The organism is Streptomyces sp. NPDC058375, from assembly GCF_042723425.1.
Lineage (GTDB): Bacteria > Actinomycetota > Actinomycetes > Streptomycetales > Streptomycetaceae > Streptomyces > Streptomyces durocortorensis.
On the sequence record NZ_JBHXJG010000078.1, the window covers coordinates 1 to 19973 of the forward strand.

At 72.6% G+C, this 19973-nt stretch carries 14 protein-coding genes; 6 read left to right on the forward strand and 8 right to left on the reverse strand.

What is annotated here, in order from left to right:
- Positions 1-266 precede the first annotated feature (266 nt).
- Positions 267-1637, reverse strand: coding sequence for a phosphomannomutase/phosphoglucomutase (locus ACFWM7_RS15490; protein ID WP_383260479.1), 1371 nt, complete (start codon positions 1635-1637; stop codon positions 267-269).
- 69 nt (positions 1638-1706) lie between these two features.
- Positions 1707-2087: a DUF3499 domain-containing protein gene (locus ACFWM7_RS15495; RefSeq protein ID WP_205086211.1), complete on the reverse strand. Its 381-nt coding sequence runs from the start codon at positions 2085-2087 to the stop codon at positions 1707-1709.
- 434 nt (positions 2088-2521) lie between these two features.
- Between ACFWM7_RS15495 and ACFWM7_RS15500 the strand changes: the two genes are divergently transcribed.
- Positions 2522-2950 carry a metallopeptidase family protein gene (locus tag ACFWM7_RS15500; protein ID WP_075265990.1) on the forward strand — a complete coding sequence of 143 codons (429 nt, stop codon included), beginning with the start codon at positions 2522-2524 and terminating at the stop codon, positions 2948-2950.
- A gap of 85 nt (positions 2951-3035) precedes the next feature.
- On the opposite strand, the gene ACFWM7_RS15505 is transcribed toward ACFWM7_RS15500, so the two are convergent.
- From ACFWM7_RS15505 to ACFWM7_RS15515, 3 genes are all read right to left on the reverse strand, one after another.
- Complete coding sequence (locus ACFWM7_RS15505) at positions 3036-4574, reverse strand: DUF5719 family protein (RefSeq protein WP_383260483.1); 1539 nt, start codon at positions 4572-4574, stop codon at positions 3036-3038.
- Positions 4571-8365 (reverse strand): glycosyltransferase, encoded by a 3795-nt coding sequence (locus ACFWM7_RS15510; RefSeq protein ID WP_383260485.1) that lies wholly within the window; start codon positions 8363-8365, stop codon positions 4571-4573. The genes ACFWM7_RS15505 and ACFWM7_RS15510 overlap by 4 nt, the downstream gene beginning before the upstream one ends.
- 710 nt (positions 8366-9075) lie before the next feature.
- Positions 9076-9339, reverse strand: coding sequence for a WhiB family transcriptional regulator (locus ACFWM7_RS15515; RefSeq protein ID WP_003968728.1), 264 nt, complete (start codon positions 9337-9339; stop codon positions 9076-9078).
- Between the two features lie 733 nt (positions 9340-10072).
- Between ACFWM7_RS15515 and ACFWM7_RS15520 the strand changes: the two genes are divergently transcribed.
- Genes ACFWM7_RS15520 through ACFWM7_RS15530 form a run of 3 tightly spaced genes read left to right on the forward strand, consistent with a single transcriptional unit; the run spans position 10073 to position 12910 of the window.
- Entirely contained in the window at positions 10073-10573 is a 501-nt protein-coding gene (locus tag ACFWM7_RS15520) for a cysteine dioxygenase family protein (RefSeq protein ID WP_205086890.1), read from the forward strand.
- Between the two features lie 13 nt (positions 10574-10586).
- Positions 10587-11543 (forward strand): 2-phospho-L-lactate transferase, encoded by a 957-nt coding sequence (cofD, locus tag ACFWM7_RS15525; RefSeq protein ID WP_205086889.1) that lies wholly within the window; start codon positions 10587-10589, stop codon positions 11541-11543.
- A 44-nt stretch (positions 11544-11587) separates the two neighbouring features.
- Positions 11588-12910 carry a coenzyme F420-0:L-glutamate ligase gene (locus tag ACFWM7_RS15530; RefSeq protein WP_383260508.1) on the forward strand — a complete coding sequence of 441 codons (1323 nt, stop codon included), beginning with the start codon at positions 11588-11590 and terminating at the stop codon, positions 12908-12910.
- 322 nt (positions 12911-13232) lie between these two features.
- Here ACFWM7_RS15530 and ACFWM7_RS15535 read toward each other — a convergent pair whose 3' ends face one another.
- From ACFWM7_RS15535 to ACFWM7_RS15545, 3 genes are all read right to left on the reverse strand, one after another.
- Entirely contained in the window at positions 13233-14246 is a 1014-nt protein-coding gene (locus ACFWM7_RS15535; protein ID WP_383260488.1) for a DNA-3-methyladenine glycosylase 2 family protein, read from the reverse strand.
- 116 nt (positions 14247-14362) lie between these two features.
- Positions 14363-15454: a sugar phosphate nucleotidyltransferase gene (locus tag ACFWM7_RS15540; RefSeq protein WP_383260490.1), complete on the reverse strand. Its 1092-nt coding sequence runs from the start codon at positions 15452-15454 to the stop codon at positions 14363-14365.
- 82 nt (positions 15455-15536) lie between these two features.
- On the reverse strand, positions 15537-17135 hold the full coding sequence (locus ACFWM7_RS15545; RefSeq protein ID WP_383260492.1) for a peptidoglycan recognition protein: 1599 nt from the start codon (positions 17133-17135) through the stop codon (positions 15537-15539).
- A 137-nt stretch (positions 17136-17272) separates the two neighbouring features.
- Here ACFWM7_RS15545 and ACFWM7_RS15550 point away from each other — a divergent pair, with 137 nt between their 5' ends.
- Positions 17273-18025: a TIGR03089 family protein gene (locus tag ACFWM7_RS15550; protein WP_383260494.1), complete on the forward strand. Its 753-nt coding sequence runs from the start codon at positions 17273-17275 to the stop codon at positions 18023-18025.
- Positions 18026-18202: 177 nt separating this feature from the next.
- Positions 18203-19828, forward strand: coding sequence for an LCP family protein (locus ACFWM7_RS15555; protein ID WP_383260496.1), 1626 nt, complete (start codon positions 18203-18205; stop codon positions 19826-19828).
- Positions 19829-19973 lie beyond the last annotated feature (145 nt).

Below are 19973 nucleotides of genomic sequence, written 5' to 3' on the forward strand. Positions count from 1 at the left end.
GCCGCGGGGGGGGGGGGGGGGGGGGGGCGGGGGGGGGGGGGGGGGGGGGGGGGGGGGGGGGGGGCGGGGGGGGGGGGGGGGGGATAGCAGCGCCCGGCGGGACCGCAGGAGCAGGGTGGGGACAGCAGGGCCCGGTGGGACCGGAGAAGCTGGGTGGGGATAGCAGGGCCGGGTGGGCGGCGGAGCTGGGTGGGGGCGGCGGAGCTAAGTGGGGCGGCGCAGCTTAGTGGGGCGGCAGGCCCGGGTGATGGGCGGGGATGTAGCCGTCAGGCCGTCCGGATCAAGCCCAGGACCTCGTCGCGTACCTCTGTCATCCTCTCCTCGTCCCTCGCCTCGACGTTCAGGCGCAGCAGGGGTTCCGTGTTCGAGGCGCGGAGGTTGAACCACCAGTCGGCGGCCGTGACCGTCAGGCCGTCCAGGTCGTCGAAGGTGATGCCGTCGCGGGTGCCGTACGCCGTCCTGACCTTCGTCAGGCTGGCGGTCTGGTCGGCGACGGTGGAGTTGATCTCGCCGGAGCCGGTGTAGCGGTCGTACTCCGCGACCAGCTCGGAGAGCGGCTTCTGCTGGCCGCCGAGTGCGGCGAGTACGTGGAGGGCGGCGAGCATGCCCGTATCGGCGTTCCAGAAGTCGCGGAAGTAGTAGTGCGCCGAGTGCTCGCCGCCGAAGATCGCGCCGTGCTCGGCCATCTCCGTCTTGATGAAGGAGTGGCCGACCCGGGTGCGGACCGGGGTGCCGCCGTTCTCGCGGACCACCTCGGGGACGGACCAAGAGGTGATCAGGTTGTGGATGACGATGCCCTCGCCGCCGTTGCGGGCCAGCTCGCGGGCGGCCACCAGGGCCGTGATCGCGGAGGGTGACACGCCCGCGCCCCGCTCGTCGACCACGAAGCAGCGGTCCGCGTCGCCGTCGAAGGCGAGGCCCAGGTCGGCCCCCTCGGCGAGGACGCGGGCCTGGAGGTCGACGATGTTCTTGGGATCGAGGGGGTTGGCCTCGTGGTTGGGGAAGGTGCCGTCCAGCTCGAAGTACATCGGTACGAGGTCGAGCGGGAGGCCCTCGAAGACCGTGGGGACCGTGTGGCCGCCCATGCCGTTGCCCGCGTCCACCACGACCTTCAGGGGACGGATCGACGTCAGATCGACCAGGCCGAGGAGGTGGGACGCGTAGTCGGTGAGGGTGTCGCGTTCCGTGATCGTGCCGGGGGTGGCGGTGGTCGACGGCTGCGGGGCGCCTTCCGACCACTGCTCGACCAACGTGCGGATCTCCGCCAGGCCGGTGTCCTGGCCGACCGGGGCCGCGCCCGCCCGGCACATCTTGATGCCGTTGTACTGCGCCGGGTTGTGCGAGGCCGTGAACATCGCCCCGGGGAGGTCCAGCGCCCCCGACGCGTAGTACAGCTGGTCCGTCGAGCAGAGGCCGATGAGCGTGACGTCCGCGCCCCGGGCCGCCGCGCCGCGCGCGAAGGCGGCGGACAGACCCGGTGAGGTGGGCCGCATGTCGTGGCCGATCACGATCGCTTCTGCGGCCGTGACCTGGACGAACGCGGCTCCGAAGAGTTCGGCCAGGGACTCGTCCCACTGGTCGGGCACCACTCCGCGCACGTCGTACGCCTTCACGAGCTGCGACAGATCAGCAACCACGGCCGGTCCTCCTGGGGTCTTTACGGACCGCCCAAACTACCCGGCCGGGTAGAGCCTTGAGAGACAGCCTCAGGAGTCCGGGGAGCGCAGCACCCTCAGGTGGCCCCGGCGGGCCACCTCCACCGGGTCGGCCGAGCGCCGGCCCCGGCCGTCTCCGCCGTCCGGGCCCCGGTCGTGCGGGCGTGCTGCCTCGCGGACCGCGTTGGCCAGTGCTTCGAGGTCGTCGCCGCTCGGGTGCGCCGGTGCGGAGCCGTCGGAGAGCCGCACCACTTCCCAGCCCCGGGGCGCGGTGAGCCGCTCACTGTGTTCGGCACACAGGTCGTAGCAGTGGGGCTCGGCGTAGGTGGCGAGCGGGCCGAGGACCGCAGTCGAATCGGCATAGACGTACGTCAGTGTCGCGACGGCAGGGCGGCCGCACGCAGTGCGCGAACAGCGACGTACAGGGCTCACGATGTTGGACGGTACCGCACTCTTGAGCGGGCTGCGACGACTCCCCCACGGGTCACCCCACCGTGTCGTCCTGTGACCTGCGGCACAGCGGCGCCCTCCGCGGCTACCCTGACCTGCGCCAGGACCGGGGCCCGGTGATCACTCGCCGGTCGGGCCGGTCACGGGCGGGGTGGATCACGGCGTCGAGGGCAGAACCAACGATCGAATTACGGGCCTGAAAAGGGCTCAACCTTGGCCGAAATGTTCAACTGCGGACATCCGGAAGCGGGCGGACCTCCTTCGGCCCGGGGGGACGACGCGGACGGCCCGGCCGCGTTGTCACGACCGGCCCGGCCGCGTCGTCCGACCTCGGCCCGGCCGCGTCGTCCGACCTCGGCCCGGCCGCGTCGTCTCACCGATCATCACGGTCCCCGGAGCGTTACGCTGCGTCGGTGATGGACAGCTCCGTACCTCCCCACCCGTTCGAGCCTCGGCCCCGGCGCCGTGATCGTCATGGCCGCGGTATGCGCGGGCCGGTCGCGCCACCGCAGGTGCCGCTGTCGGCCAGCCGGGGCGAGACCTTCCGTGATCTGGTCCAGGACTCGGTGGAGCGGCTGGAGCGGCGCTGGCCCCAGCTGGCCGAGGTCGATTTCGTCGTCCTCGATGTGCCCGGCACTCCGGAGGAGGTCGTTCCGCTCGGCAGCGCGGTCTCCGCGGAGAAAGGGCGGCCCGCGCAGATCGTCGTCTACCGGCGGCCTGTCGAGATCCGCACCAAGAGCCGCGACGAGCGCGCCCTGCTCGTGCACGAGGTCGTCGTCGAGCAGGTCGCCGAGCTGCTGGGGCTGGCCCCCGAGTCGGTCGACCCCCGGTACGGGCAGGACTAGGGCCCGTCGCCCTCTTCCCGGGGCCGGCTCTCCCCGGACCCGGGAAGGCCCCAGCCCTGGCCGGCCCCGGCTGCTGGACGGGTCCTCAGTCGTCCAGGACCGAGAGGTCCTGGCGGGCGGACGGGACCTCGACCATTCCCCTGTCGTCGGGGAGCGTCTGCACGGTGAACATCTGCACGCCGCCCGACGTGAGCGCCAGGGAGCGCGACGCGTGGACCGGGCCGCCCGAGGTCGTCTCGACGGTCAGGGCGTAGGAGCCCTTGAGGCCTTCCGGGGCCTTCGGGGTGACGGCCATGGTCGTACCGGCCTTGACCGTGTACGTCTCGACGGCCGGTTCGCCGCCGCCGCTGCCCGCCGACGCGGTGACCTTCACCTTGGCCGTGGCGCCCGGCGCGGTCAGGGACAGCGTCGAGCCCTTGGCCCGGTTGTCCGCGACGCTCGCCCGGGCGCCGACCGGGGCGGTGGCCGGGATGTAGGCGATCTCCTGCTGGTCGCCCTTGCCCCGGACCACGCGCAGCGCGGCCACGATCGGGGTCGCCCGGCCCTTCTCGACCGGGCTCAGGCGCAGGGAGCCCGGCTCGCCGCGGGTGACGTCCTTGAGGTCGACGGCGGCCGTCATCGAGGACTTGACGTGCAGGGTGGCGTTCCCGGCCGGGGAGAACGCCGCGTTCTTCCCCAGGAGCTGGACCTTCACGTCCGCGTCGTCCTCGCCGGGCGCGAACGCCACCAGCTGTACGGAGGTGGCGTCGGCCGGGATGCCCGGCATCACCAGCGTGCCGGAGGGGTCTTCGGACGCGGTGATCCAGTCGCTGCCCGCATTTTCGTCGGCGCTCATGACGACCGCTCCGATCCGCCCCGAACGGGTGGTGACGTGCGCGGTCAGCCGGTCGACGGCCTCGGGGGTGAGGGTGGACAGCAGGACGGTGACGCTGGAGCGGGCCGGCACGGTGATGCCGTCGCCGACCTCGGACTTGACCGCGCCCTCGGGGCCGTACAGCTCGATGTCGGCGACGGCGCCGGTGTCGTCGGGGTTGGTGAGGTGGACGTAGTCCTGGCGGGACTTCGCGGTGCTCGCGCCCGGGAACCAGAAGTCCGTGTCGGGCGCGGTGCAGGTGACCCCGAGGAGCCCGCGGGAGCCGCCTGCGGTGACCTCGGTGGTCTGCTGCGCGGTCCAGCCCGGGGCCAGCTTGCCGGTGGCCGTGCCGACGAGGGCCGGGGCACTGGCTCCGTTCGCCTCGGCGACGACCGGCGCGCCCTGCTCCTTCACGGCGAGGACCGGCTTCTCGGCCTTCTCCTTCGCCTTCTTCGCCGCTTCCTCGGCCTTCTTGACCTTCTTCGGGTCGGTCTCGTCCTCGTCGTCCACGATCGGCAGCGCCGGCTTCAGCTCGGCGGTGCCCTTCGCGTCGCCGCCCTCACCCGCCGGGGTGAACGCGGTGTACTGCGTCTCGGCGATGGCGGAGTTGCTGGGCGCCGGGCAGACCAGGCCGGCCCGCTCGACCGGCAGCAGCGCGGCGGACTTCGCGGCGGATTCGGCCGGGGCGCCGGGCGCGGTGACCGTGGCGAACCCGGTGACGGCGGCCAGAACGGCGGCGCCCGCGATCAGGGACAGGTGGGTGGACTTCACTCGGACTCGCCTCGCGATGCGTTACCGGTCTGCCACGGGGCCTGGCCCGGGGCCGGGGGGTCGGTCTGTTCGCCGTTCTCGGTGTACGGGGGCTGCTGCTGGTGCTGATGCTGCCCGCCGACGTACTGGCCGTACTCGTCGTACGCGCCCTGGTCGTTGTACGTCCCCTGGTCGTTGTACTGCTGCGCGTACGGGTCCTGGACTCCGTAGCCGCCCTGGTAGGCGACGTTCTGCCCGTGTTGTTGCTGCTGTTGCTGTTGCTGTTGGGCGTACGGGTCCGGCTGCTGGTACGTCGCGTAGTAGTCGGCGGTCGGCTGCTGCTGCCCGTCCCACTGCGCGTACTCGTCGTATTCGCCGTATTCGCCGTACTGCTGCTGCGGGACCGCCGCGTAGCCGCCGGTGGCCTCCTGCGGGTCGTGCGCCGGGGGGTTCGTGACGTACGGGTCGGCGGACTGCTGCGCGGGGATGTACTCCCCCGGGTCCGCGACGGGCGACGGGTCGCCGCCGCCGGACTCCTCGGCCTGGGCCGCGGCGCGCAGCCTGCGGGCTCGGCGGCCCTCTCCGTCGACCGGCTCGGCGGCGACGGCGAGCGCCTCCTCGGGCAGGTCGTCATCGATCTCCTGGCGGCGGCCCGGCAGCGCCATGACCACCAGGACCACGAGCAGCCCGATCTGGGCCCAGATCCACGCGGTGTGCGTGATCGGGGCCTCGTGGGTGAGGTCCAGGCGGCCGCCGTTCGCGGGCAGTTCGAAGCCCTGGGCCCAGCCGTCGACGGTCTTGCGGGGCAGCGGCTCGCCGTCCAGCGTGGCCGTCCAGCCCGGGTCGGCGGCGTCCGCGATCCGCAGCACGCGGCCCGATTCGCCGGAGGGGATCTCGGAGTGCGCCTCGACGGCGGCCGAGCCGACCGCGATGTGCTCGCCCTCGCCGGAGACCGGGGTGATCATGACGCGGGCGACCTGGCGGTCCACCCGCCACAGGGCGCTGCCGTCGAGCTGGCTGAGGCGGCTGAGTCCGGGGGTCGCGTCGAGGACCCGGCTCATCTCGCGCGGGGCTCCGTCGCGGACGAGGACGTAACGGATCGCGAAGCCGCTGAGCTGGCCGCCCTGGTCGGCGCCGGAGCCGGCGACGAGGTTGGCGACGACCTTGTCGAGGTGGCTGTTGCTGCCGCCCGCCTCGGTCAGTTCGCCGTCGCCGAGGCGCGCGCCCGAGCCGCGGACCAGGCTGTACGAGACGGCGTCGGGCGAGGTGCCGCCGAGGACGAGGGTGCGGGGCTGGTCGCGGGTGGTGCTCTCCTCCGCCACGAAGGCGGGCACCTGCACGGGGTCGCGTCGTTCCAGCGGGCCGTCCGCGCCGCCGATCATCCAGCCGAACGCGGCCAGGACCGGGGCCAGTCCGGCGGCCAGCGCGATCAGCACGGCGACGGGCTGGCGCCAGCCGAAGCTCTGCTCGGCGACCCGGATGCGGGCCCCGTCCGCGCCCACCAGGGCGGCGGCGATCAGCGCGGTGCCGTAGACGAGGGTGGCCGGTCCGGCCCAGGCGGACCCGTTGGCGACGGCGGCGAAGAGGAAGCCGACGAGCGCGACGGCCCAGGCGGTGCGAACGGCGAACTGCCGCTCCTCGCGCAGCAGGGCGGCGAGCGCGGCCAGCACGATGCCGAGCAGCAGGATGCCGCCCGCCGCACCGGGGCCGCCGGGGCTGATGCCGAGCAGGTCGAGGCCCGACGCCTCGCCCGTACCGGTGTCCAGGCCCGCCTCGGTCAGCAGCGCGGACGGGTTCGTCAGGAGGCTCAGCGACCAGGGGGCGAGGACCAGCACCGGGGTGCCGACGGCGGCGACGAAGCGGAGTCCGTACGCCGTGATGTCACCGCGCCGCAGCACGAGCACACCGATGCCGAGGACCACGGCGAGCGGCCAGACGATCGGGGTGAACGCCATGGTGACGGTCAGCAGCAGCGTGTACGCCCAGGTGGCGCGCCAGCTGCCGCGCTCCCCCGCCGTGCTGTCGGCGCGCAGCCCGTGGGCGGCGACGCCCGCGCGGGCGATCAGCGGGAGCAGGACGAGGAGGACGGCGGTGCCGAGGCGGCCGGTGGCCAGGGCGCCGGTCGCGGCGGGCAGGAAGGCGTACGCGATGCTCGCCCAGGCCCGCAGGAGCCGGGAGGGGAGCAGCGGGCGGGAGGCGAAGTAGGCGGTGGCCCCGGCCAGCGGGATCGAGCAGACCAGCAGCACGCTGACGGCGAGCCCGGTCGAGCCGAGGAACAGGGCCGACAGCGCGGCGAGCAGGGCGAGGTAGGGCGGGGCGGTCTGGGTGCCGCCGGTGCCCACCGTGTGCCAGGCGTCCGCGTACCGCTCCCAGAGCGCGCCGAGCTCGGCGGGAGCGGGCAGCAGCGCGCCGCCGGCCAGGGCGCCGCCGCTGAGCAGGTTGCGGCAGGCGATGAGCGAGACGATCAGGAGCAGGGCGAAGAGGACGGGGCCCGGCTTGCGGCCGATGCGCTTGAGGCGGGCGAACTGGTCGACTTCGAGGAAGTCGGCGTCGTCGCCACCGGGGCCGGATTCGACGGCCCCGTGGCGCGAGCCGCCCGAGTCGGCGTCGGTGCGGCCGCCGAAGTTGCCCGCGACCTGGTCGACGGTGGCCCGGACGGTGGCGCCGGGCGGCGGGAACAGGGCGCGCAGCTCGGCGGCATCGACGACGCCCTTTCCGCGGTGGCGGCGGGCGGCGAGGATGCGGCCGGGGCGCAGCAGGGTGCCGAGCAGTCCGGTGACCTCGTCGAGGGCCTGGCCGGGCACCTTGCCGATGAGGTAGGCGAGGGTACGGAGCAGGGTGCCGACGACGAGCCGGAGCAGGACCCAGGGCAGGGCCTTGCCACGGGCGTTGACGAGCATCGTGTAGACCGCGCCCGCCTTGTCGACGCGGTGCGGGCTGGCGACGGAGCGGCCGGCGCAGTCGATGGGACGACGTTCCCGGGCGGAGGCCTCGGCGTGCCGCAGGACGGCGTCCGGGGCGACGAGGACCCGGTGTCCTGCGAGGTGGGCGCGCCAGCACAGGTCGACGTCGTCGCGCATCAGGGGCAGCCTGCGGTCGAAGCCGCCGAGCTCCTCGTAGACGTCGCGGCGGATGAGCATGCCGGCGGAGGAGACGGAGAGGACGGTACGGACCTGGTCGTGCTGGCCCTGGTCCTGCTCGCGGCGGTCCAGGCCGGTCCAGCGGCGTCCGCTGTTGGCGATGGAGACGCCGACTTCGAGGAGTTGTTTGCGGTCGTACCAGCCGCGCAGCTTGGGACCGACGATCGTGGCGTGCTTGTCGGTGTCGACGACGCGCAGCATCTCGGCGAGCGCGTCCGGCTCGGGCGCGCAGTCGTCGTGCAGCAGCCAGAGCCACTGGACCGGTTCGCCGTGGGGCAGTTCGGGAAGGTCGTAGTTCTCGTCGACCCAGGTGCGGGTCTCCGGATCCCAGCCGCTGGGGCGCTTGAGGTACGGCAGTTCGTCCGGGGTGAGGACACCGGCCGTGCGGGCCGCCTCGTCGACGGCCGTGCCGAAGCTCGTACGGCGTGCGAGGTGCAGGACGCGTTCATTGCCGAGCGCCTCCGTGACCAGCCGGGCCGAGTCGTCGGCGCTGCCGGTGTCGGCGGCGACGACGTTCTGTACGGGGCGTTCCTGCCCGAGCAGCCCGGCCAGCACGTCGGGCAGCCAGCGGGCGCCGTCGTGGGAGACGAGCACGGCGGTGACGACGTGCCGGGGGAACTCTGGGGCGGCGGCGGCCGCGTTCGGCGCCGCCGAGTGGCTGTGCACGGACATCGAGGTACGGGCCCTCCGGCCGGGTCCGGGGGCGTCCCCGGGGGCTGCATCGGTGTACACGCGCGCCCCGGCGGGGCGTTGGCGCGTCTCGGACGGGGCCCCACACTAACGGTACGGACAGGTGGCGGGGGTCCGAGCGGGTGAAGGGGACGGGCCCGGACCTGCCGACGGCCCGTCCACGGCGCCCCTGGAGAGGGGCGGTGGGCGGGCCGTCGGGTGCCGATGAGGGCCGCCGAGTGCCGATGGGGGGCCGATGGGACGGGCAGCCTCGATCGGAGGCGCGGGGGGCGGTGGTGGGGGTGGGGCGGTGGTCTGTGTGTGATGGGGGGCCGGGGGATGTCGGTGTGGGCGCTCTGCTCGGCTCGCGGGTGGAGCGGCCGGTGAGCTGCCCGGTGATGGTCGGGGTGCGGGATGCGGGGATGCGGGACGCCGCCCAGGGCCTGGCCTGGCCTGGATGGGGTCCGGGATGCGGTCGGCGCCTGGTCGGGGTGGTCCGGAGTGCGTCCGGTGCCCGGTCGCTGCCGTCCGGGAGGCGTCCGGTGCCCGGTCGCGGTGGCCCGAGGTACGTCCCGCCGCCGGGATGCGGCGGTCGGGATGCGGCCGACGCCCGGTCGCGCGCGGCGGTCCGAGGTACGTCCGGCCACCCGGTCGCGGCGGTCCGGAGTGCATCCGCCGCCTGGTCACGGCGGTTTGGGTGAGCCAGGGGTCGGTCAGATGGCGGCCTTCTTGAGACGTCGTCGCTCCCGTTCGGAGAGCCCGCCCCAGATGCCGAAGCGTTCGTCGTTGGAAAGGGCGTACTCAAGGCATTCCGAGCGCACCTCACAGGCGAGGCAGACCTTCTTGGCCTCGCGGGTGGATCCGCCCTTTTCGGGAAAGAAGGACTCGGGATCGGTCTGGGCGCACAGCGCGCGCTCCTGCCAGCCGAGTTCCTCGTCCGCGTCCTCGACCAGCAGTTGCTGGAACAGCTCGGTCATGTGCGCCCCTCGTCTGTCTCTTGCGTCCCGTGATGCAGCCGTTTGCGGCTGAACGACACGAGTGAAATTACAAGTGTGTAGCTCCGGGGCAGTCAAGCGAGGATCTGCTATTGGCCCAGGGATTCACTCTGCGGAACCAAGCGTATGCGGAAAGTGTTCAAATCAGCAAAAACCTGACATATGCCACAGGCCCCACAGCCCCACGCCCTCTCCCGAGGGAGACGAACGAGACCGTCCTAGTGTTGCGATTCGATCACCGAAGCGATCAAGATCACAGTCAGGTCACGGAGCGTCAGCCGCGTTTGGGAGCACGGGTGATGCGCCACATGTCCCCGGTCGTGGGCGCATAAACCTTTCTCCGAATCCGACGACCGGAAGGGGTGAAACATTGCCCCCATATCGGGCATTGGGTTGACAGCGGACGGCCGAGCCGGTCTCCTTGATCCCATGCCAGCGACCGCAGCCCTGCACGTCACCCACGTCCGTGGGTTCCGTAGCGCTGTCCAGGCCCGCTGTTGCTGTTCCAGCTGTCACAGCTGTTGATGCCCTAGCGCTCCAGCTCTGATCCGGCTCTCCGGACTCCCCGAGTTCCTTGAGTTTTCTGAGCTCCCTGGCTCTCCAGGTCTCCGTCGAGCCGTATCTCCGGTCCTTCCCCGCAGCTCCAGCCGAGCTGCTGACGCTCACCGCGACTCCCCCGCACGCGCACCCCCCATGCCGAGGAACCACCGCAGCAATGAACAGCGACAGCGACCTTCAGATCGCCGGCGACATCCTTGAGGTCCAGCACCTCCTGCAGCCCGCCCGCGAGCACCCCTCCACCGTCTCCGAATTCGTCGGCCTGGCCCGCTCCATCGCGGCCGACCGCGCCCGGTGGGCGGGAATCGTCCAGTACGACTCCGCCTCCCGCTGGTACCACCGCCTGCACCAGGGCCCCGGCTACGAGGTGTGGCTGCTCAGCTGGGTGCCCGGGCAGGGCAGCGGGCTCCACGACCACGGCCTCTCCGCCGGCGTACTGACGGTCCTGGAAGGCGAGTTGACCGAGCGCACCGAGCGCGGGGCACGGTCGCTCGGCGCGGGCGCGCAGCGTGCCTTCGCCCCGGGGTACGTCCACGAAGTGGTCAACGATTCGCTCGAACCGGCCGTGAGTCTGCACATCTACTACCCGGGCCTGACCGAGATGCCGATGCACGCCACGCAAAGCGCCCCGACGGCCGTGGACGCCGTACCCGCCTGACAAACTGCTGTGCATGCGCATTGTTGTTCTGGCCGGTGGCATCGGCGGTGCCCGCTTCCTTCGCGGCCTCAAGCAGGCCGCGCCCGACGCGGACATCACGGTGATCGGCAACACGGGTGATGACATCCATCTGTTCGGGCTGAAGGTCTGCCCCGACCTCGACACCGTGATGTACACCCTCGGCGGTGGCATCAACGAGGAACAGGGCTGGGGGCGTACCGACGAGACCTTCCAGGTCAAGGAAGAGCTCGCGGCGTACGGCGTGGGCCCCGAGTGGTTCGGGCTCGGCGACCGCGACTTCGCGACCCACATCGTCCGTACGCAGATGCTCGGCGCGGGCTATCCGCTCAGCGCGGTCACCGAGGCGCTCTGCGCCCGCTGGCAGCCGGGCGTGCGGCTGCTCCCCATGTCCGACGACCGGGTCGAGACGCATGTCGCCGTCGAGATGGACGGCGAGAGCAAGGCGATCCACTTCCAGGAGTTCTGGGTGAAGCTGCGCGCCTCCGTCGAGGCGCGGGCGGTCGTGCCGGTCGGGGCGGAGCAGGCCAAGCCGGCCCCGGGGGTGCTGGAGGCCATCGGCGCCGCCGATGTCATCGTCTTCCCGCCGTCGAACCCGGTGGTGTCCATCGGCACGATCCTCGCCGTGCCCGGGATCCGCGAGGCCATCGCCGAGGCGGGGGTGCCGGTCGTCGGCCTGTCCCCCATCGTCGGGGACGCGCCCGTGCGGGGTATGGCGGACAAGGTGCTCGCCGCTGTGGGCGTCGAGTCGACGGCGGCTGCCGTGGCCCAGCACTACGGTTCGGGGCTGCTGGACGGGTGGCTGGTCGACACGGTGGACGCCGGTGCGGTCGGCGAGGTCGAGGCGGCGGGGATCCGCTGCCGGGCGGTGCCGCTGATGATGTCGGACGTGGACGCGACCGCCGAGATGGCCCGGCAGGCGCTGGATCTGGCCGAGGAGGTACGGGCGTGAGTGCTGTGCCCGGGGCCGGGGACGCGGTCGGGGTCGGCGAGGGCGTGGGCGGTTCGCCCACGGCCGTGCCTTCTTTTCGTGTGTGGGCCGTGGGCGGGATGCCCGAGGTGCGGGCCGGTGACGATCTCGCCAAGCTGATCGCCGCCGCCGAGCCGGGGCTCGTCGACGGTGATGTCCTGCTCGTCACCTCGAAGATCGTCTCCAAGGCGGAGGGCCGGATCGTCGAGGCCGCGGACCGTGAGGCCGCCATCGACGCCGAGACCGTGCGGGTCGTGGCCCGGCGCGGGACGCTGCGGATCGTGGAGAACCGGCAGGGTCTGGTCATGGCCGCCGCCGGGGTCGACGCGTCCAACACGCCCGCCGGGACCGTGCTGCTGCTGCCCGAGGACCCCGACGCCTCGGCCCGGGCCGTCCGGGACGGGCTGCGGGACATCCTCGGCGTGGAGGTCGGCGTCGTCGTCACGGACACCTTCGGGCGACCCTGGCGCAACGGGCTGACCGATGTCGCGATCGGTGCGGCGGGCGTGCGGGTGCTGGACGATCTGCGGGGCGGGACGGACGCGTACGGCAACCCGCTCAGCGCCACGGTCGTGGCCACGGCGGACGAGCTGGCCTCGGCCGGGGACCTGGTCAAGGGCAAGGCGGAGGGGCTGCCGGTGGCGGTGGTCCGGGGGCTGTCGCATGTGGTTGCCTCCGGCGGGGGCGATGAGCCCGGTGCTCGTGCGCTCGTGCGGAGTGCCGCCGATGACATGTTCCGGCTGGGGACGTCCGAGGCCGTACGGGAAGCGGTGACGCTGCGGCGTACGGTGCGCGAGTTCAGCGACGAGGCGGTGGATCCGGGGGCGGTGCGGCGCGCTGTCGCGGCTGCCGTCACCGCGCCGGCGCCTCATCACACGACGCCGTGGCGGTTCGTGCTGCTGGAGTCCCCCGAGTCGCGGACGCGGCTGCTCGATGCGATGCGGGATGCGTGGATCGAGGATCTGCGGCGCGACGGGAAGAGCGAGGAGTCCATCGCGAAGCGGGTGCGGCGGGGGGATGTGCTGCGGAACGCGCCGTATCTGGTGGTGCCGTGCATGGTGATGGACGGCTCGCACACGTACGGGGACGAGCGGCGGGACACCGCGGAGCGCGAGATGTTCGTGGTCGCGGCGGGGGCCGGAGTGCAGAACTTCCTGGTGGCGTTGGCGGGTGAGCGGTTGGGGTCGGCGTGGGTGTCCTCGACGATGTTCTGCCGGGATGTGGTGCGGGGGGTGCTTTCGCTGCCGTCTTCGTGGGAGCCGTTGGGGGCGGTGGCTGTGGGGCATGCGGTGGGGGTGGCTCGGGAGCGGGTCGCTCGGGAGGCGGAGGACTTTCTCACCGTGCGGTGAGGGGCGGGCCGCTGCGTGGAGGCTGGGCGCGGTGGGCCGCTGCGCGGGGCCTGTTCCCCTACCCATCCCCAAGCTCTCAACTTCGTTCGAGCAGGGGAGACCCCACTCTTCCCGAAACCGGGGCGCTGCCCCGGGCCCCTTTTGTCCTCAAGCGCCGGACGGGCTGGGGGGCGGGGGTCGTGCGCCGGGCGCCCTTTGTCTCAAGCGCCGACCGGCTGGATTCGGGGCGCTGCCCCGGACCCCGCTCCTCAAGCGCCGGAGGGGCTGAAAGAGCTAGCGCCGGAACGCTTAAGGGCTAGGCGGCAGAGGGGCTGAAAATGCCCTACAGGTTCACGATGTCGCCCGGGGTCATTCTTGGGGCTCGGCGGGGTGGGGTGTGGCCCGAGAGGAGGATCAGGCGGGTCGCTCGGTGGCGTTGGCCCTCGTACGGGGTCAGCAACCTCAGCATCTCCTCGTCGTCCGCGTCCCGGTTGTCCGCCAGGGCGTGGCCCACGATGCCCGGGAGGTGTACGTCGCCGACCGTGACCGCGTCCGCCGCGCCGTTCGAGCGCTGGAGGGTCTCCGCCGAGGTCCAGGGGCCGATCCCCGGGATCAGTTGCAGGCGGGCGTGGGCCTCGGGCAGGGGCATCGTCGCCGCCTCCTCCAGGCGGCGGGCCACGCGTACCGCGCGCATGATCGTGGACGAGCGTTTGGCGTCGACGTTCGCCTTGTGCCATTCCCAGGACGGGATCATCGCCCAGCCGCGCGGGTCCGGCATGACGTGCAGGCCCAGGTCGGTGGTGGGGCCCGGGGCCGGGGTTCCGAAACGGCGGACCAGGAGGCGCCAGGCGCGGTATGCCTCGTCCGTCGTGACCTTCTGCTCCAGGATGGACGGGATCAGGGATTCCATGACCAGGCCCGTGCGGAGAAGTCGCAGGCCCGGGCGGCGGTGGCGGATCAGGGCGAGCAGGCGGTGGCGGGGGACGAAGGCGTCCGGGTCGTCCTCCGCGCCCAGGAGTGCGGGGAGGCCGTCCAGCAGCCAGTTCGCGCCGGGGCCCCAGGCCGTCGCCGCGACCCGGTCGCCGCGCGCCGCGACGCGCAGGGTGCCGGGGCCTTCCGGCGTGCGGGTCGCCCGCCAGAACGTACCGCCCGCGACCATCCGGAACGTGGGGTCCGCCGGGCCCCGGCGCAGCGGGCCCAGCACCAGGCGGAGGTCCAGTGGGCCCGGTGGGGTCCACTCCCGGGTCAGCGGCGGGCCGTCGGGCGGGGAGGACGGACGTGCCGGGCGCACCGGGCCCGCGGCCGCCTGCCGGGGCAGAGCCGCTCGTGCGGTGCGGGGGGCGAATCGTCCTGCCACAGTGGGCCTCGGTGTGTTCCTGGTGCGGGCGGAGGTCGGGTGGGGGCGGGTGGGGTGGGGGCGGGTCCTTCGAGGGTACGGGTAGCGGGGCTGCTACTGGTCCGATGAGAAGTCGGCTACTGGTCCGAGGAGAAGCGGACCGAGCCGTCCGGCAGGGTCGCCCCGCACCAGATCCTGATCCCGTCGCGCAGTTCGTTGTCCGCGCCCACGTGCGCCCGGTCGCCGATGACCGCGCCCGCCAGCACCGTACGGCTGCCGATCCTCGCGCCCGCCCCGACCAGGGAATCCGTGATGACTGTGTTCGGTTCGACGATCGCGTTCTCCAGGATCGTCGAGCCCTCTATCCGCGCGCCCGCACCGATCTCCGCGCCGGCGCCGACCACCGTGCCGCCGGTCAGTTTGGCGTCGGGGGCGACCCTGGCCGTCGGCAGGACCAGGCGGTCGCCGCAGCGGCCGGGGACCGCCGGGGACGGGGCGCGGCCCAGGACCAGGTCGGCGGAGCCGCGGACGAAGGCGCCCGGGGTGCCGAGGTCCAGCCAGTACGTGGAGTCGACCATGCCCTGGAGGTGGGCGCCGGAGGCGAGCAGGCCGGGGAAGGTCTCGCGCTCGACGGAGACCGGGCGACCGGCCGGGATCGTGTCGATGACCGAGCGCCGGAAGATGTACGCCCCGGCGTTGATCTGGTCGGTGACGATCTCCTCCGGCGTCTGCGGCTTCTCCAGGAACGCCGTGACCCGGCCGGTCGCGTCGGTCGGCACCAGGCCGAAGGCGCGCGGATCCTCCACCCGGGTCAGGTGGAGGGAGACATCCGCCCCGGAGACGGTGTGCGAGGTGACCAGGGCCCGGATGTCGAGCCCGGTCAGGATGTCGCCGTTGAAGATCAGGACCGGTTCGTCCGGTCCCGAGGACAGCTTCGGCGCGACGTTGCGGATGGCTCCGCCGGTGCCGAGCGGCTCCTGCTCGGTGACGTACTCGATGTGCAGGCCGAGCGAGGAGCCGTCGCCGAAGTACGGCTCGAAGACCTCGGCCAGGTAGGACGTGGCGAGCACGATGTGCTCCACCCCGGCCGCCCTGGCCCGCGCCAGCTGGTGGGTGAGGAAGGGAACCCCCGCCGCCGGGACCATCGGCTTCGGGGTGTGCACCGTGAGCGGGCGCAGCCGGGTGCCTTTGCCACCGACCAGGAGAATCGCTTCTTTTGCCTCTGTCACAGCACCGTCTCTGCTTCCTGCTGGGGCCTGGCCGGGGTTTCGTGGCTGGCCAGTCTAAGCAGACCGGTCGGACATGCCCCGGTCAGCGGCCCTGCAGTTTGGCGGAGCTGGTCCGGGCCGTGCCGAGCTTCTTGTAGAGACGCGCTCCGGGGCATTCGGTTGCGAAGCCGTCCCGATGGCCCGAGATGACGTTCATCTTGACCTTCACGCCCGCTTTGTACTTGTTGCTGCCGCCGGAGACGAGCGTCACCTTCCCCTTGGGGTTGGCTCCGAACAGTCCGAGCTTCCAGGCGGTGAGCTTGGAGACGGCGGTCACCGCGGCGGCGGGCGGGTTGGTGGAGGAGTAGGAGCCGAGGACCGCGATCCCCATGGTGTTGGAGTTGAAGCCCAGCGTGTGCGCTCCGAGGACCGCCTTCGTGACGCCGCCGGCCCGGCCCTCGTAGATGTTTCCGCACTTGTCGACGGCGAAGTTGTAGCCGAAGTCGCGCCAGCCGCTGCTCTTGACGTGGTAGCGGTAGATGGAGCGGAGCACCGAGGGGGCCTGCTTGCAGGTGTAGTTGTTCCCGGTCGCGCTGTGGTGCACGAAGGCCGCCTTGACAGTCTTGGTGTACGCGAACTGGCGCTCGCGGAGCTTCTCGTCCGCACCCCAGCCCTTACGGGTGACGATCTTCGGGCGGGGTCCGATGTACGGCTTCGCCGCGGGTGCGACGTTCGCCGCCTCCTCCGTCTCCGCCTTGGTCAGCGCGGGGATGACGGACGCACCGAGCGGTGCCAGCTCCGCGTTGACGGCCGAGGCCGCCTCGGACTCGGCCGTGAGCACCTCCGGCACGACCGCCGGTGTCGTGATGGGCGGGGACGGGTTGACGGCGAACGTCGCCGCGGTAGCGGTCCGGCCGACGGGGGCGGCGCGCGCGGGCTCGGGGGCCGGTTCGGTGGCGGGGTCCTGGTCGGGGGCGGGGTCCGGGCCGGGGTCGACGAGTTCGAGGCTCAGCCCGTCGGGCAGCGGTGCGGCTTCGGAGCGGTTCTGCGGATCGGCCGGCTCCGGTCGTACGCGTACCTCCACGCCGTCCGATGCGCCGACCCAGAGGGGGGCGGTCGCCCCGCGCACGGTGCCGGAGGACCGCTCGTCGCTGCCGAGGTCGGCGGCGTGTTCGGCGTTGTGGGTCTCGACGTCCTGCCAGCCGGACCAGCTCGTGGAGCCGGTCGCGCGGGTGCGGATCTGGACCGTGCCGTGCAGTTCGGCTTCGGCGTCGTCCCAGACGACGCCCACCAGGGAGAACGGCCGGGCGTCGCGCTGGGCCAGGCCCTGGCCGGCCGCCGCGCCCGCGCCGGCGACCCGGTCGGACGGTGCCGCGAGGGGCTCCAGGGGCAGGGACTGTGTCGAGCCCGCGAGCTCGGCCGCGCGGGGCTGGGCGGCCTGGGACGCGGCCGCGCGGGATCCGGCCGCCCGGGGATCGGCCGCCCGGGACTCGGCGGCGCGGGTTTCGGCCGCGGGAGATACTGCCGCGGGGAACTCGGCGGCCCGTGCCGAAGGCGGGCCGGACCCCGGTGACTCGGGGGACAGGGAAGGCGGCCGGGCGGAGGAGTGCGCGGCCGGGGCGGACAGGGCGGGGGCGGCGAGCGGCAGGGTGAGGGCCGCCGCGCAGGTGACGCCGACTGAGGTGACCAATAGTGCACGCATACGTACGATCGTTGCCATACCGTGACGAGTCCGGCTACCGGGACATCCGCCACGACATGACGCACCGTCTGCCGAACCGGTGTACGTGACACCCGTTCAGCCCGCCCCGTACCGCGTCCCCGCGTACGCTTGCGCGGATGAACTCCAGCGACCGCACCCCTGCCGACCTGCTGCGATCCGCCCTCGCCGCGGACCCGGCCCGCCCCCTGGTCACCTTCTACGACGACGCCACCGGAGAACGCGTCGAACTGTCGGTGGCCACCTTCGCCAATTGGGTGGCCAAGACCGCCAATCTGCTCCAGGGCGACCTCGCCGCCGAGCCGGGCGACCGGCTCGCCCTGCTGCTCCCCGCGCACTGGCAGTCCGCGGTCTGGCTGCTCGCCTGTTCCTCCGTCGGGGTCGTCGCCGACGTCCAGGGCGACCCGGCCGCCGCCGACCTCGTCGTGACCGGCCCCGACACCCTGGAGCGGGCGCGGGCCTGCCGGGGCGAGCGGGTCGCGCTCGCGCTGCGTCCGCTGGGTGGCCGGTTCCCGCAGGCTCCGGACGGGTTCTCGGACTACGCGGTGGAGGTGCCGAGCCAGGGCGACCGCTTCGCGCCGTTCGCTCCGGTGGACGCCGACGCCCCCGCGCTGGCCGTCGGCGGGGTGGAGCTGACGGGTGCGCAGCTCGTCGCCAAGGCCCGCGAGGACGCCGGCGCCCTCGGGCTCGTACCGGGATCCCGGCTGCTCACCGGGCATACGTACGACACCTGGGACGGGCTGAGCGCCGGGCTCTTCGCGCCCCTGGCGGCCGGTGGGTCCGTGGTGCTGTGCCGCCACCTCGGGCAGCTCGACGCGGACGGGCTGGCCAAGCGGACCGAGAGCGAGCGGGTCACCAACACCGCGGTATGACAAGCGCGCAGAGGTCCACCCGTCCGGCCCACAGCGGGCCGAGTCCTCGGTAATCGGCACCGGAGCGGGTAGATGATCGGGCGGTACAGACCACTCTCCTGGCCGTGCACAACCAAGCGTGAGTTTCAGCCGTCTACTCCTGCGACCGGCGGCCCCTCGCGCCGCCGAACGTGAAGGATGGACGCAGACGTGACCGACAGTGCTGGCCCGCCGTCCGACCCGGACCACTCGGCCGGGGACAAGCCGCAGGGCAGGTCGCAGGAAGAGTCCGGGCCCGAGGGTTCGACCTCGGAAGACTTGGCGCCGGAGGTCGGGGCTGCCGAGGGCGCGACCCCGGAGGGCGTGACACCGGAAGGCGGGGCTCCCGAGGGCGGGGCCCCGCAGGACAGTACGCCGAAGGGTGACGATCGGCGGGAGGAGACCCCGGCCGCCGACGAACCCCGGAAGGCCGAAAGCGACGGGCCCGCCGAAAGCGCCGGGGCGGGCACAAGCAATGGCGCCGCCCAGACCCGCACCGAGGCCGAGAGCGCCCCCGCCGAGACCCGCACCGAGGCCGAAGGCGGGCCCGCCGGCCCTGCCGAAGGCGCCCCCGCCGACAGTGACCCCCCGAAGAGCGGCGGGGGCGTGCAGACCTGGGCCGACCGGCCCAAGAACGGCGTCGTCGCCGCGCGCAGGCGTCACTGGCTGCGCTGGACCGCGCTCGCCGCCTCGTTCCTCGTCCTCGTCGCCGCGGGGGTCGGCTGGTGGATGTACAAGAAGCTCGACGGGAACATCACCACCGACACGAGCGCCGCCGCCGAGCTCAAGGCGTACGAGAAGGAGCGGCCGACGCCGATCGTCATGGACGCCCAGAACATCCTGCTCATCGGGTCCGACAGCCGGGCCGGGGACAATCGCAAGTACGGGCGGGACGACGGCGGGAGCCAGCGCTCCGACACCACGATCCTGCTGCACCTCGCGGCGGACCGGAAGAGCGCGACGGCCGTGTCCCTCCCCCGCGACCTGATGGTGGAGATCCCCAGCTGCCGCACCGGGGACGACAAGAAGTCGCGGGAGCAGTTCACCCAGTTCAACACGGCGTTCGAGCTCGGCGGCACCGCGTGCACGATCCGGACCGTGGAGCGGATGACCGGCATCCGCATCGATCACCACATGGTCGTCGACTTCAACGGCTTCAAGGACATGGTCGACGCGGTGGACGGGGTCAAGATCTGCCTCAAGGAGCCGATCGACGACAAGGACGCCCACCTGGAGCTTCCTGCCGGCCCGCAGACGCTGAACGGGGAGCAGGCCCTCGGTTACGTACGGGCGCGCAAGTCCCTCGGCAACGGCAGCGACACCGAACGCATGGAGCGCCAGCAGCAGTTCCTCGGCGCCCTCGTCAACAAGATGCAGAGCAACGGCGTCCTGCTCAACCCGACGCGGCTCTACCCGGTGCTGGACGCGGCCACCAAGTCGCTGACCACCGACCCGGGGCTGGACTCGCTGCGCGACCTGTACGACCTGGTGCGCGGGATGCGCAACGTACCGACCGAGCAGGTGCAGTTCCTGACCGTGCCCCGGCAGCCGTACCGTAACAACCCCAACCGGGACGAACTCGTCGAACCGGACGCAGGGGACCTGTTCAAGCAACTCCGCGAGGACAAGCCCGTCGCCGTGGTCCCTGCAGATGAACTCGAAGAGGCGGAACGGGCGCAGGAAAGCGGGCAGGACGGGAAGCCGGACGACGCCGGGTCCGAAAGTCCGACACCCACACCCACCTATTCGGGTTCGAGTGCTGCGGACGACCTGTGCAAGCAGTAAAGCAATTGCCAAGACACCGAACACAATCGACGCGTAATGGGAAGTATGCCCGGTTGTAAGGGGCGTGGAATGTGTCACGCACGTCGCTCGACGCGGAATCGGCCGGATAGTGTGACGCGATCCGGTGCTTCCGGCCGCCAGGTCG

What these genes read in the sequence shown, in the direction of transcription:
- ACFWM7_RS15510 (WP_383260485.1), bottom strand. Translation starts at nt 8,365, where the DNA reads ATGTCCGTGCACAGCCACTCGGCGGCGCCGAACGCGGCCGCCGCCGCC.
- ACFWM7_RS15555 (WP_383260496.1), top strand. Translation starts at nt 18,203, where the DNA reads ATGGACGCAGACGTGACCGACAGTGCTGGCCCGCCGTCCGACCCGGAC.
- ACFWM7_RS15500 (WP_075265990.1), top strand. Translation starts at nt 2,522, where the DNA reads ATGGACAGCTCCGTACCTCCCCACCCGTTCGAGCCTCGGCCCCGGCGC.
- cofD (WP_205086889.1), top strand. Translation starts at nt 10,587, where the DNA reads ATGCGCATTGTTGTTCTGGCCGGTGGCATCGGCGGTGCCCGCTTCCTT.
- ACFWM7_RS15515 (WP_003968728.1), bottom strand. Translation starts at nt 9,339, where the DNA reads ATGACCGAGCTGTTCCAGCAACTGCTGGTCGAGGACGCGGACGAGGAA.
- ACFWM7_RS15545 (WP_383260492.1), bottom strand. Translation starts at nt 17,135, where the DNA reads ATGCGTGCACTATTGGTCACCTCAGTCGGCGTCACCTGCGCGGCGGCC.
- ACFWM7_RS15550 (WP_383260494.1), top strand. Translation starts at nt 17,273, where the DNA reads ATGAACTCCAGCGACCGCACCCCTGCCGACCTGCTGCGATCCGCCCTC.
- ACFWM7_RS15520 (WP_205086890.1), top strand. Translation starts at nt 10,073, where the DNA reads ATGAACAGCGACAGCGACCTTCAGATCGCCGGCGACATCCTTGAGGTC.